This window comes from Acinetobacter colistiniresistens, from assembly GCF_000413935.1.
Classification (GTDB): Bacteria; Pseudomonadota; Gammaproteobacteria; order Pseudomonadales; family Moraxellaceae; genus Acinetobacter; species Acinetobacter colistiniresistens.
The window spans coordinates 151,561-165,149 of record NZ_KE340383.1 but is presented as its reverse complement, the minus strand read 5'-3'; the positions used below and the strand labels follow the sequence as shown (position 1 = coordinate 165,149).

The 13,589-nt window shown below is 44.8% G+C and carries 12 protein-coding genes and 3 tRNA genes; 9 read left to right on the top strand and 6 right to left on the bottom strand.

The window, feature by feature from the left end; translation table 11 throughout:
• Positions 1 to 161: 161 nt before the first annotated feature.
• The 9 genes from tpiA (at position 162) to F907_RS01770 (ending at position 7,094) form a co-directional block, all read left to right on the top strand.
• Positions 162 to 953, top strand: a complete 792-nt coding sequence (tpiA, locus tag F907_RS01730) for a triose-phosphate isomerase (protein ID WP_016653219.1) — start codon at positions 162 to 164, stop codon at positions 951 to 953.
• A gap of 12 nt (positions 954 to 965) precedes the next feature.
• Positions 966 to 1,295, top strand: coding sequence for a preprotein translocase subunit SecG (gene secG / locus F907_RS01735; protein ID WP_004656213.1), 330 nt, complete (start codon positions 966 to 968; stop codon positions 1,293 to 1,295).
• Between the two features lie 56 nt (positions 1,296 to 1,351).
• A tRNA-Leu gene (locus F907_RS01740) sits at positions 1,352 to 1,436 on the top strand.
• A 45-nt stretch (positions 1,437 to 1,481) separates the two neighbouring features.
• A tRNA-Met gene (locus F907_RS01745) sits at positions 1,482 to 1,558 on the top strand.
• Between the two features lie 88 nt (positions 1,559 to 1,646).
• Positions 1,647 to 1,723: transfer RNA gene (locus F907_RS01750), tRNA-Met, on the top strand.
• Positions 1,724 to 1,921: 198 nt separating this feature from the next.
• The gene (gene rimP, locus F907_RS01755) at positions 1,922 to 2,446 is read left to right on the top strand and encodes a ribosome maturation factor RimP (RefSeq protein WP_005278551.1); all 525 of its coding nucleotides are present in this window, start codon (positions 1,922 to 1,924) and stop codon (positions 2,444 to 2,446) included.
• A gap of 37 nt (positions 2,447 to 2,483) precedes the next feature.
• Positions 2,484 to 3,968, top strand: a complete 1,485-nt coding sequence (nusA, locus tag F907_RS01760; protein ID WP_004656210.1) for a transcription termination factor NusA — start codon at positions 2,484 to 2,486, stop codon at positions 3,966 to 3,968.
• Between the two features lie 10 nt (positions 3,969 to 3,978).
• Positions 3,979 to 6,693 (top strand): translation initiation factor IF-2, encoded by a 2,715-nt coding sequence (gene infB, locus F907_RS01765; protein WP_005278558.1) that lies wholly within the window; start codon positions 3,979 to 3,981, stop codon positions 6,691 to 6,693.
• Positions 6,693 to 7,094 carry a ribosome-binding factor A gene (locus F907_RS01770; protein WP_005240073.1) on the top strand — a complete coding sequence of 134 codons (402 nt, stop codon included), beginning with the start codon at positions 6,693 to 6,695 and terminating at the stop codon, positions 7,092 to 7,094. Before infB ends, F907_RS01770 begins: the two co-directional genes overlap by 1 nt.
• Positions 7,095 to 7,147: 53 nt before the next feature.
• On the opposite strand, the gene F907_RS01775 is transcribed toward F907_RS01770, so the two are convergent.
• From F907_RS01775 to F907_RS01800, 6 genes are read right to left on the bottom strand one after another with little or no spacing between them, the layout of a single operon-like run.
• Positions 7,148 to 7,522 carry a Na+/H+ antiporter subunit G gene (locus F907_RS01775; protein ID WP_004802326.1) on the bottom strand — a complete coding sequence of 125 codons (375 nt, stop codon included), beginning with the start codon at positions 7,520 to 7,522 and terminating at the stop codon, positions 7,148 to 7,150.
• An 11-nt stretch (positions 7,523 to 7,533) separates the two neighbouring features.
• Positions 7,534 to 7,809: a monovalent cation/H+ antiporter subunit F gene (locus F907_RS01780; protein ID WP_004656203.1), complete on the bottom strand. Its 276-nt coding sequence runs from the start codon at positions 7,807 to 7,809 to the stop codon at positions 7,534 to 7,536.
• Positions 7,806 to 8,333: a Na+/H+ antiporter subunit E gene (locus F907_RS01785; RefSeq protein ID WP_016653218.1), complete on the bottom strand. Its 528-nt coding sequence runs from the start codon at positions 8,331 to 8,333 to the stop codon at positions 7,806 to 7,808. The genes F907_RS01780 and F907_RS01785 overlap by 4 nt, the downstream gene beginning before the upstream one ends.
• Positions 8,333 to 10,144: a monovalent cation/H+ antiporter subunit D gene (locus tag F907_RS01790; protein WP_016653217.1), complete on the bottom strand. Its 1,812-nt coding sequence runs from the start codon at positions 10,142 to 10,144 to the stop codon at positions 8,333 to 8,335. Before F907_RS01790 ends, F907_RS01785 begins: the two co-directional genes overlap by 1 nt.
• Positions 10,144 to 10,512 (bottom strand): Na+/H+ antiporter subunit C, encoded by a 369-nt coding sequence (locus F907_RS01795; protein ID WP_004656199.1) that lies wholly within the window; start codon positions 10,510 to 10,512, stop codon positions 10,144 to 10,146. Before F907_RS01795 ends, F907_RS01790 begins: the two co-directional genes overlap by 1 nt.
• A complete protein-coding gene (locus F907_RS01800) occupies positions 10,505 to 13,357 on the bottom strand; it encodes a monovalent cation/H+ antiporter subunit A (RefSeq protein WP_016653216.1) in 2,853 nt (950 codons plus the stop codon). Before F907_RS01800 ends, F907_RS01795 begins: the two co-directional genes overlap by 8 nt.
• Positions 13,358 to 13,589: the final 232 nt, after the last annotated feature.

The window sequence follows — 13,589 nt, the reverse complement described above, 5'->3', positions numbered from 1 at the left end:
TTAAATTCATCGCCATCATAGCATGTGGGTGGAGTGGTAATTTTTATTGATTCTGACGTTTTTGAATAATTTATGTCCGCATAAAAGAAAAAACTGAATTTTATAAAAATCCGTGTAAAATATGCAGCATTTTTGAGAAATTAACAGTAGGCGGGCGAAGTATGTCGAACTCGGGCATTACCCCTTGGGTTGTTGGCAATTGGAAAATGAATCCAATGCATGCGAATGCTTTCCAATTAGTAGAAGAATTTAAACAGTTATTACAACAGGAAAATATTGCAGCTGAGCAATGTCATATTGGTGTTGCACCAACTGCAATTGCGTTAAGCGGCATTCAGACGCAACTTAAAGATGCAGCGAGAACAGTTTATACCGTGGCTCAAGATGTTTCACGTATCGCTGGTACAGGCGCCTATACGGGCGAGGTAAGTGCTGAACTGTTAAAGGACAGTGGAATTGAATTTGTTTTAATTGGACATTCTGAGCGCCGTGAACTCTTCGGTGATGATGTTGAAATTTTAAAAGCAAAATTACAAAATGCCTTAACTGCTGGTCTGACCATTATTTATTGCGTAGGTGAAAGTTTAGAACAGCGTGAGCAGGGCGCGGCAGAGCAAGTGGTATTGCAACAAATTTGTGATATTGCAGCAGTGGTAAAAGCTGAACAATGGCAAAATATTGTGATAGCGTATGAACCGATTTGGGCCATTGGAACAGGAAAAACAGCGTCTCCTGCCGATGCTCAGGCAATGCATGCAAAAATTCGTGAAGGCTTGAAGCAAATCACAACATTCGGTGCAGAGATGGCAATCCTCTATGGGGGAAGTGTAAAAGCCGAGAATGCAGTTGAGTTGGCTGCATGTCCAGATATTAATGGTGCTTTGGTTGGTGGTGCATCTTTAAATGCACAATCGTTCTACCAAATCGCAAAAGCATTTGCACAAAGCAAATAACGAGGAAGAGAGATGTATAGTTTTATACTCGTTGTACATATCATTTTAGCAATTCTAATTATTGCTTTGGTATTGGTGCAACAAGGTAAAGGTGCAGAAGCAGGTGCATCATTTGGTGGTGGCGGTGCTGCAACCGTATTTGGTGCTTCAGGTGCAGGCAACTTTTTAACTCGTTTAACCGCGATTTTTACTGCATTGTTTTTTGTGACCAGTTTGACTCTGGCTGTATTTGCCAAAAAACAAACGACGGATGCGTATAGTTTGAAAACTGTTCAAACAACCACATCTGCGCCAGCAACATCGCCTGAAACTTCATCAAACGCACCAAAAACAACTGAATAAGTTGAATTAGTTCTTTCCTTTTTGTACTTGAAGGGCTAGAATGCGTCCCACAAACTGCGGTGGTGGTGGAATTGGTAGACACGCTACCTTGAGGTGGTAGTGCTTTCGGGCGTGGGGGTTCAAGTCCCCCCTTCCGCACCAAACTTAATAACCAGTTAAGTTCGGTGTATGCAGTGTTTGTGTTGATGCGGGATGGAGCAGTCTGGTAGCTCGTCGGGCTCATAACCCGAAGGTCGTTGGTTCAAATCCAGCTCCCGCTACCATTTGATTAAGGTGCAACTTAATCAAGCAAATGTAGAGAAAACTCAAATTGACTTTTTTTTATATTTGTATATAATTTTTGCACGTTGATGCGGGATGGAGCAGTCTGGTAGCTCGTCGGGCTCATAACCCGAAGGTCGTTGGTTCAAATCCAGCTCCCGCTACCAAGTTTCTAAAAAGAGGCTCACAATAAGGTGGGCCTTTTTGCACAGTGGGCTATGCTTTTCTGTGTATCATAGGGGCGATTACGCCCTTTTTTATTGGTTGTTTAGCTATCGTGTAGTTGTTCGACATCAATTGGTCAAATAGTCGTGCTTCACTATACGGTTAAGATTGATTGGCTCGTATAAGAGCGACGAGAGTAAATGAAATTATCAAACAAGTCTCAAGCATTGCATGATCTTATCGCACCAGCTGTGGCTGCATGTGGTGTAGATCTGTGGGGGATTGAATTCCTGCCACAAGGTAAACGTTCTTTGTTGCGCATTTATATTGATAAAGCGATTGATGAAAACGCAGAACCTGTCCTCAATGAAGATGGTGAAGTTGAACTCGGGCGTGGTATTGGCGTTCAAGATTGTGTGTTAGTCACACAACAAGTGGGTGCAATGCTTGATGTCCATGATCCAATCTCGGGTGAGTATGCTTTAGAAGTGTCATCGCCAGGTTGGGATCGTCCATTTTTCCAACTCAACCAATTACCTGCCTATATCGGGCATCAAGTGGCTTTACGATTAATTGCTGCTGTCGAGAACCGTCGTAAATTCCAGGCAAAATTACTTTCTGTCGACTTAGAAAACGAATTGATTCAAGTTGAAGTTGAAGGTAATCATGTGCTTGAAATTGATAGTAATAATATTGATAAAGCAAATTTAATCTATCAAGACTAATATTAACTTAATTTTATAAGAAATCGGTAGGTGACTTATGGGCCGCGAAATTCTTACCGTTGCAGAAACGGTTAGTAATGAAAAAGGTGTTAGTCGTGAAGCGATCTTCCAAGCGTTAGAGCAAGCACTGGTTGCGGCAACGAAGAAAAAGTTTTACGAAGGTACCCGTTCAGAAGAAGCTCAACTTCGTGTTGAGATTGATCGTAAAACAGGTGATTACCGTACATTCCGTCAATGGACTGTTGTTGCGGATGAAGATCATGAAATGCCAGCATGCCAAGATGCAATTTCTGATGTAGATCCATCGCAATGGTCAATTGGTGATGTGCGTGAGTTGGAAGTCGAATCGATTGAGTTCGGTCGTATCGCTGCACAAATCGCCAAACAAGTGATTGTACAAAAGATTCGTGAAGCAGAGCGTGCACTTGTTGCCGATGCTTACGAATCTAAAGTGGGTGAGTTGATTTACGGTGAAGTGAAAAAGCAAACCAAAGACGGCTTTATCATTGATCTGGGTGACAACGCTGAAGCTTATTTGGCGCGTGAAGAAACCATTCACAAAGAAATTTTACGTCCTAAACAGCGTATCAATGCAATTTTATATAACGTCAACCGTGAAGGTCGTGGTGCACAATTATTATTGTCTCGTGCACGCCCAGAGATGTTGATTGCTTTAATGAAAAAAGAAATTCCAGAAATTTCTGAAGAAATCATTGAAATTAAAGCAGCAGCGCGTCAACCGGGTGTTCGTGCTAAAATTGCAGTGAAAACCAATGACCATCGTATTGACCCAGTGGGTGCATGTATTGGTATGCGTGGTACACGTATCCAGGCTGTACAGCAAGAGTTGAACGGTGAGCGTATTGATGTTGTGGTGTGGTCTGATGATCCGGCGCAATATATTGCAAGCGCATTAGAGCCAGCAGATGTGTCAGGTATTGTTTTAGATGAAGATGCACGCAGTGCCGATATCATCTTTGCAACCAATGATCAATTGGCGCGTGCGATTGGTTCGCAAGGGCAAAATGTTCGTTTAGCATCGGAATTGACGGGTTATAAACTCGACATGATGCTAGAAGAAGAGTATCGTGCTCGTCAGCAAAATGAAGCACAGCAATATTTAGATATGTTTATTACACGTCTTGATATTGAAGAAGATTTGGCAATGGCGTTAGTGGAAATGGGCTTCACTTCATTAGAAGAGATTGCTTATGTGCCTGCTGAAACATTTGACGAAATCGAGCTTGAGGCTGATTTAGTTGAATTGCTGCAAAGCCGTGCGAAAGAAGCTGCTTTGACGGATGCACTGAAACAGCAAGAAAATATTCAAGAGCCAAGTGCAGAACTTCTCGGTATGGAAGGTATGACGACTGAGATTGCGTATGCATTGGCGGCGCGTGGTGTGGTTACTGTTGATGATTTGGCAGACCAAGCAACTGATGATATCTCTGATATCGAAGGTTTAGGTCATGACAAAGCGGGTCAGTTAATCATGAAAGCACGTGAATCATGGTTTAACTAGGAGATAATAGATGACGGACAAGTCGATTCAAGAGTTAGCGCTCAGCGTAGAACGTCCTGTAGAGAAACTCCTAGAGCAGGTTCGCGAAGCAGGTCTACCACAGCGTAAAGCAGATGACATTATTACCACTGAACAGCAAGATACTTTGGTCAATCACTTGAAAAAAGTACATGGTCAGGAAAGTGGTAACACAGGAAAGATTGCGTTGAAACGTAAAACAACGAGTACTGCTAAAGTAACAAGTACTTCAGGTAAGGCAAAAAGCATTAATGTTGAAGTTCGCAAAAAACAAGTTTTTGCGAAGCCAAATCCAGAGTTGCTTGCTGCAGAAGCAAAAGCGCGTGTAGAAGCTGATGCAAAAGTACGTGCTGAACAAAAAGTACGTGACGAAGCAGATCAAAAAGCACGTCATAGCGCTGAACAAAAAGCCAATGCAACTTTAGAAGCGATGCGTGCTGCGCATACTTCTGATAGTTCTGGTCAAGCGCCAGCAAAAACCGCGGTTGTAGTGAAAAAGCGTAATAGCGACAAGGTCATTAAAGCCCCTGTTATTCGCCCGACTGAAACACCAGAACAAAAGAAAGCGCGTGAAGAGCAAACTGCTCAGTTGAAAGCAACTGAGGAAGCAGTACGTCGTAAAGCGGCTGAAGAAGCGCAACAACGTACGCTTGAACAAATGCGTCAGATGGCATCAAAATATTCAAATGATGATGCGACTGCAACGATTCGCGTAATTGATGATTCACCTTTGGCGGCTGGTCTGGTAGGCCAAGCGTATGAAGATTCTTTTAATAAAGAAGACCGTGAAATCAAGCGTGGTGGTGCAACTGCAAATCCGCGTGCTGGTAAGAAAGGCGGTCGCGGTGGCGATGCTCAGTCTGAACAAAGTTTCAGCAAGAGCCATCATAAGCGCGGCTTGAAAACCAGCCAAGCGAATAAACATGGTTTTGAAAAACCTGTTAAAAAGCAAGTTTATGATGTTGAGATTGGCGAAAAAATCATTGTTGCTGATCTTGCACAAAAAATGGCTGTTAAAGTTCGTGAAGTGATCAAGACCCTCATGAAAATGGGTGAGCTTGTGACTCAGAACCAAGCCATTGATCAAGATACAGCAGTGCTTGTGGTTGAAGAGTTAGGCCACAATCCAGTATTGGTATCGGATACGCAAGCAGAAGACAACTTATTGGTTGCTGCTGAAGAAGCACGTGGTGAGCAAACTACTCGTCCACCAGTGGTAACGATCATGGGTCACGTTGACCATGGTAAAACGTCATTACTGGATCGTATCCGTCGCTCTAAAGTGGCAGCGGGTGAAGCGGGTGGTATTACCCAGCATATCGGTGCTTATCACGTTGAAACTGAGAAAGGAATTATCACTTTCTTGGATACACCAGGACACGCAGCGTTTACCTCTATGCGTGCACGTGGTGCAAAAGCGACTGATATCGTGGTGCTTGTTGTTGCGGCTGATGATGGTGTAATGCCACAAACAGCAGAAGCCATTGACCATGCGCGTGCAGCTGGAACTCCAATTATTGTTGCTATCAACAAAATGGACAAAGAGTCAGCTGATGTAGACCGTGTCTTAAACGAATTGACCACCAAGGGTATCGTACCTGAAGAGTGGGGCGGTGATGTGCCAATTGCCAAAGTATCAGCACACTCAGGTGCGGGTATCGACGGTTTACTTGATCTCATCTTGATCCAAGCTGAATTGATGGAGCTTAAAGCTTCAGCAGAAGGTGCGGCGCAAGGTGTGGTGATTGAAGCGCGTGTCGACAAAGGTCGCGGTGCGGTAACTTCGATTCTGGTACAAAACGGTACATTGAACATTGGTGACTTGGTTCTTGCAGGTTCATCTTATGGTCGTGTTCGTGCGATGTCAGATGAAAATGGTCAACGTATTACTTCTGCAGGCCCTTCGATTCCAGTTGAAATCTTAGGTTTGCCAGAAGCGCCAATGGCAGGTGATGAAGTTCTTGTGGTGAATGACGAGAAGAAAGCACGTGAAGTTGCTGATGCTCGTGCAGATCGCGAACGTCAAAAACGTCTTGAGCGTGCGAGCTCAATGCGTCTTGAAAACATCATGGCATCAATGGGCAAGAAAGATGTTCCTACCGTTAACGTGGTACTCAAAACTGATGTACGCGGTACTTTAGAAGCATTACATGTTGCACTTGATGAGCTTGCGACGGATGAAGTTAAAGTTCGTGTAATTGGTTCTGGCGTAGGTGCAATCACTGAGTCAGATGTGACTTTGGCTGAATCTTCAGAAGCAGTATTGTTAGGCTTCAACGTACGTGCAGACAATACTGCACGTCAGAAAGCTGACCAAGACGGTATCGATATTCGTTACTACAGCATCATCTATCAATTGATTGATGATGTAAAAGCTGCAATGAGCGGTAAGCTTGCACCTGAACACCGTGAAACTATTCTGGGTGTTGCGGAAGTGCGTGAAGTGTTCCACTCAAGTAAGTTTGGTGCTGCAGCAGGCTGTATGGTACTTGAAGGTGTATTGCACCGTAACAAGCCAATTCGCGTATTACGTGATGACGTGGTTGTGTTCCAAGGTGAGCTTGAGTCTCTTCGCCGCTATAAAGAAGTGGTTGAAGAAGTTCGTGCCGGTATGGAATGTGGTCTTGCAGTCAAAGGCTATAAAGACATCAAAGCACAAGATAAGATCGAAGTGTATGATGTTCAATTGATTAAACGGAGTCTTTAATGGCGGGTAGCCAACGCTTAAAGCGCATGGCGGATTCAGTACAACGTGAGTTGTCTGAACTGATCCGTCAGGAGCTTAAAGATCCACGTCTGGGTGGTCTGGTGACCATCTCAGCCGTGAAAGTCAGTGCAGATATGGGTTATGCCGAAGTTTATGTCACGGTAATGGGACGTGAACTCGGTGATGATCAGAGTGAAGCTGCGAATAAAGAAACCCTAGATGTCTTGAATAAAGCGTCTGGTTTCTTACGCCATGAATTGAGTCGTCGTATCAAAACACGTGTGACGCCTCGGTTACGTTTTCACTATGACAAAACCAATGCCTACGGCAACTATATGTTTGGTCTGATTGCTGAAGCTGTGAAGGATTTACCTGAACAAGAGCAAGACGAACAAAAGTAAATAGATATAAAAAAAGCCACCTTCGGGTGGCTTTTTTTATTGCGAGGCTTTAATTAGTCTTTTTTCAGCGGGTGGCGACGATAGCGTTGCCAAGGCAGAGGGCGATTGAGTGCTTCTGGTACATCACCACTGGTTGAGCGTAAGCGGAGGTGAATCGCAGCTTGTGCCATCAAATTCGCCGATACGGGTGCAGTGATAAAGGCAAACAAGGTAATCAGCAACTCAGCAAAACCAAAGCGACCATGCATTGCTGCAAAAATCATGGCTGCAATGAGGAAGCTCCCGAGGCCTAAGGTACTCGATTTGGTGGGTGCATGCAGGCGCATAAATAAGTCGGGGAGGCGAATCATGCCAATCGAACCGATCAGCATAAAGAATGCGCCAAACACCACAAAAAATGAAACGACAATTTCAAGTATTAGTTGCATGGTGAAGCTCCTTAATCGATTACATGGCCCGTTGTGAAATAACGGGCAAGTGCAGCAGTAGAGACAAAGCCAAGCATGGCAACCAAAAGTGCACCTTCAAATAAATTAGTGCTGACCCAATAGATGCCTAAGACTACAATCAGGCAGGTCGCGTTGAGAAAGAGCGTGTCTAAAGCCAGCAAACGGTCAATCACTGAAGGGCCTGCAATCAAGCGAATCAAGCACAGAAACATAGAGATGGTAATGGCAATCAAACCGATACCCAATGCATAAGGCAAAATGGTCATTTATTTGCTCCTTCTGTAATCTTGACATCAAAGATTTCAATTAAAGGTGCTTCGTAGCGCTTTTTAATGTCTTGAATGTCGAGTTCAGTATCATCGGAACTGAGTGCATGCACCAGAATATCACCACGTTCCTGATCGATTCCAGCTGAAACCGTTCCGGGTGTGGTGGTGATAATCATCGCAAGTAAGGTATTGACTTGCTCATGTTCAGTTTCTAAGGGTACGCGATACCATTTGGGGTGTAACTGATCCATGCGACCAAGCACCATTTTGGCCACACGAAAATTAGAAATCACAATATCCCACAGCACGACAAAGACCAGTTTAATGGCAGGAAGCCAATGAATATGTGGCGTTCTGGCAATAAATGGACTGACTAAGCGGGCAATCACCACCGCCAGAATCACTGCCATTAAAATGTCAGTCAGATCCAGGCTATGCGCCAGCATCAACCAGCTTAAAAAAATCAGAACGGACACAAATGGATGGGGGAACCAACGCTCAAGCAAAGATCGTTTTTGCATTAGTGATCCTCCATCGGTTTAAGTTGTGTGGTGTTGGGAATCGTGGGTGCTTCTAAGACTTGCTCTGCAATTTGACGTTGCTTGTACTCAGAAATATGCCCACCTTGCAATGTTGGCTTAGAAATAATATCTGGGATCAACAGCGCATTGGCATCTTCAACTTCACCACCATATTTGGTTTCTGGTAAGTAGCTTGGATCATACGGTTGAACGCTGATCGGGCGACCTTGTGCATCATGTTTCAGAATGGTTTGGTTATAAAGTGCATGATTCTGAATTTGCTGTGCAGTTGCAAGCGTGTAGTTTTGAATCGGTGCAGCACAAACCACATACAGCATTAAGGCGCCGAGCAGGACATAGATTGCCGTATCGTTGCGTTTCGGCGCAACTTCAGGCAAGGCTTGATATTCTGCATAAGCCGCTTCTTTTTTATCCTCTTCGGGCGGTGTCGCTCGCCAGAACAGAATAAAACCGACCCGTGTCATGGCAATAATGCTGAGCAGGCTCACAATCAGAATCACCGCGATAATCCAGCCTTGATAAGGGGTTTCGGCGGTGGCCTGCAAGATAAAGACTTTACCTAAAAAGCCACTAAACGGAGGCAGACCTGCCATCATGAGGGCGATGGTAAAGTAAGTAAAAGCAGCGGCTTTTTCCTGTTTGATTCGTGGTGCAACTTTTAAATGATCTTTAAAAGCACCACGTTGTGAAGTCATCCAGCCACAGAATAAATAGAATGCTGCAGCAATCAGTGTACTGTGAACCAAATAATACAGTGCTGCTGCCCATGCGTGAGTATTAAACATGGCAATGGCAATCAGCAATGTGCCAATCGAGGACAGCACCATAAAACCGACAAAACGACGTAAACGTTCTGCACCAATGGCACCAATTACACCGTATATCGAAGTAACTAAACCAATAATTAACAGGCAGTTTTTGAAAATACTTTGCGCCATGGCTTCATCGAAAACGGTGCCATTGACACGTAGAATGGCATAAATTCCGACTTTGGTCATGATGGTGAACAGTGCGGCAACCGGTGTACTGGCAACCGCATAGGTTTTGGGTAACCAGAAGCCGACAGGTAACATTGCGGCTTTAATTCCGAATACCACAAACAGCAGTAATCCGCCAGCAATAGCAAGTTTGTATTGGTCGCCATCCAGTGTTGGAACAAGACGACCCACATCGGTCATGTTTAAACTGCCCACACTGCCATAAATCATACCTAAACCAATCAGGAACAGGGCAGAGGCCAACAGGTTAATGGTGACGTAATGAATCCCAAGCTGAAAACGTGGACGACCTTGACCATGCAATAACAGCACATAAGATGCCATCAACAGGATTTCAAAAAACACGAATAGGTTAAACAAGTCGCCTGTGAGAAATGCCCCCGTGATTCCCATGAGCAGAAAATGCACCATGGCATGGAAATAACGACCGCGGGTGTCCCAGTTCTCACTTGCATACCAGACCACAGGGACGGCAAGGACATAGGTAAGCACCAGCATAAAGGCTGATAAGCGATCAAGGACTAACACGATACCAAATGGCGCAGACCATTCACTGAGTTGATAAACCGTAATTTGCCCTGTGCTGGCAATACTTAAATAGCTAATTGCCGTGATTAAGCCGAGGACCACTGCCGTGAGACTGATACCGCGACGCCAAGGTTGGCGCCAATCTTGTTTTAAAGAACCTGCACCTGGATTGCCCAATAACACCAGAATAAAACTGGTGAATGCTGGAATTAAAATGCTGATAATTGGAGCATGAGCATGCCAGAAACTATAAAAATCAAACATTATGGCTCATCCTCACGTGGGTCATAAGTCAAAGTGGGTTCTTCTTTAGAGTCGACATGGTCTGTACCAGATTCATAGCGACTCCGTAATGCAAGTTGCACGATAAAGGCGGTGGTTGCGAAACCAATCACAATCGCGGTCAGTACCAGTGCTTGAGGGAGTGGGTCGGTCACCTTGGTGGCTTGAGTCAGCACGGCTGGTGCGTTGATTTGTAAACGCCCCATGGCAAACAAAAATAGATTCACGGCATAACCAATCATGGCTAAGCCGAGAACCACAGGAAATGTTCTGGCACGTAAAATTAAATAAATACCTGTTGCGGTCAGTAAGCCGATCCCGGAAGCGAGTAAAAATTCAATACTAATCATTTTGTTTATCTCCACTTGGGATTGGGCCTGACATACTGGAGTGACGTGAATCACCTAAGACCGAAATCAACAACATGGCAGCACCAACAACGGTGATGTAAACCCCGGTATCAAATGCAACTGCGGAAGCGAGGTGCATTTTTCCGAGCAAAGGTGCCTCGACATAAATATGTGCACTGGTCAAGAACGGGCGTGCCCAGAACCAGGCTGCAATGCCTGTGAGGCCCGCAATGGTTAAACCTGTACCAATCCAAAGTTCATAGAGACGACCAGATTTTGCCTTGAGCATCTGTTCGGTGTGGTCTTGTCCTAATACGATATATTGAATGACAAGGGCCATGGAGGTGATCAGACCTGCGATAAAGCCCCCCCCTGGAAGATTGTGTCCACGCATGAAGATATAAACACTTACCACTAAGGCGAGCGGTAAAATCCAGGAAGCCGTGATACGCAACATCAGTGGAGATGGGTTAAAGCGATAGGTGAGGCCTTGGGTCATGGTGGTACCATGCGCACGCATGCCATCCATCAGACAGAGTGCACCGATTGCTGCAATCCCGAGAACGCCAATTTCACCGAAGGTATCGAAACCACGGAAGTCAACCAAGATCACATTGACGACATTCGAACCACCGCCCAGTGGAATCGCTTGCTGTAAAAAGAACCATGAAATGGAATTGTGATCACGGGTTAACAGCAACCAAGTAATCCAGCCAATTCCTAAGCCACCTGCGATGGCAAGGCTGGCATCACGCCAACGACGTGAACGGCTCGATTCATAAGGCGTAAGCTGTGGTAAAAGCGATAAACTCATTAACAGTAAAACGGTCGTTACCACATCAACCGTGATTTGAGTCAATGCCAAGTCTGGTGCAGAGAGCGTTACAAAGACCATGGTCACGACTAGACCGACAGCACCACTGATCAGTACTGCTTTGATGCGTTCATGGTGGAACCACAGCATCATCCAGCAGGCAGAGAACAAGGTGAGCCAGAGTACAATGGCGACCCATGGCGCATGCGTCAGTTCACGGGTACCTGTAGTTAAACCTTGGTTAAAGAGTGGTAAGCCGACCATGACGATGCTGAACAGCACAATCCAGAGCAGATAGCTTTGTAGGGAACCATTTTCAGTACTTTGCTTGATTTTACGACTGGTTAACAATAAATGCTTAAGGAATAAATCAAACAGGATCTTGCCTTGGAATTTTCCAAGATAAGGATCGAGGTCGATTTTGCGGATACGTCCCTCTTTTGCCAGTGCAAAGTAGAAAATTGATCCGCCGATTAAGGCAATCAGACTCATGATGAGTGGTGCATTAACCCCATGCCAAATCGCAAGGTGTACGCCTTCAAATTCAGGCTGTGCCAAACTGGCACGGGTCACGCTGTTGACCATGGCCCCTGCAAATAGGGCAGGGAGGATACCCACTAAAATACATAAGGTCGCCAGAATGATGGCGGGTAAGCGCATACCCAAAGGAGGTTCGTGTGCATCTTTATTAGGGACATGTTTGCCGATAGGCCCGTCAAAGAACACACCATGTACCAGACGAATCGAATAACTGACTGCGAAAATACCCGCTAAGGTTGCGACGATGGCTGAAATCACCATCACTGGACCGGATAAGTTGGCCAGTAGTTCGGTAAAGAACATCTCTTTCGAGATAAAACCATTGGTTAATGGTACACCCGCCATTGAGGCAGCGGTGATCATGGTTAAGGTTCCAGTGAAAGGGAGGAGTTGCCAGATACCACTGAGCTTGCGTAAATCACGCGTGCCAGTTTCATGGTCAATAATCCCTGCAATCATGAACAAAGCGGCTTTAAAAGTTGCATGGTTAATGATATGGAAAATTGCAGCTGCAACGGCAAGTGGAGAACCAATGCCGAGTAAGCAGACAATTAAACCCAAATGGCTAATGGTTGAATAAGCCAGTAAACCTTTCAGGTCTTCCTTGAAGATGGCAAAACCTGCGGCCATACACAAGGTGAATAAGCCGACAAAAGTCACGATATTGTGATACAGCGCAGCACCAATAAAAATAGGTGCTAAACGTGCCAACAAGAAAATTCCTGCTTTGACCATCGTTGCAGAATGCAGATAGGCTGACACCGGGGTAGGTGCTGCCATCGCATTCGGTAACCAAAAATGGAAGGGGAACTGGGCGCTTTTGGTAAATGCACCCAACAGAATAAGCAGTAAGGCGGGCACAAAAAGTGCATGCTGTTGAATGGTATCTTTCATCAGCACCAATTGATCAATTTGGTAGGTTCCGGTGATTTGTCCAATCAGTACAAATCCCCCCAGCATGGCCAACCCCCCCATACCAGTGATAGTTAAAGCCATACGTGCGCCACGTTGGGCCGCCTCGTATTGACTCCAGTAACCCACGAGCAGGAAAGAAGAAATACTGGTCAGTTCCCAAAATACCAATAAGATAATCAGGTTGTTTGAGAGTGAAATACCCAGCATGGCTGCCATGAACAGCATCAATAACTGGTACAGTTTACTCAGGGAGTTTTTGGGACTTAGATAATAATAGGCATAAATATAAATGAGCGTGCCGATACCGCTAATCAGCAGACCAAACAATAAACCTAATGCATCTAGGCGAAAACTCAGATTAATTCCAAGCTGTGGAAGCCAGTCCCAGCTTTGTTGCAGGGCATTGCCCTGTAGAACCGTTTCTGCCTGAGTCAGAAGTAAAATAAAACAACTAAGGCTGATGCCAATCGCCCCAAGTGCCGTCACGCCACGCGAAATACGCTGTAATTGTGAGACAAGGGTGGTGCCGAGTATGAGCGGTAATAAGATAATAATCGGTAGCACACTGGTATCCATGTCGATGATTTAGGTCGAAGACCTAAGGGGTGAATTTTCTTTCAAGACTTACAGGCACTCAAAGAGAATACCAAAAACTTTAAATCTTGAAGCCCAATCAAGTTAACGGAGGCAGCAAGTTGTATTGCACAACTTGAAAATAAAAAATGCGATTTATTTTACTATAAACAGACCATAAAAACTTAATGTTATTACATGAAACTAACAACATCATTTCATTGAAAACATTTCA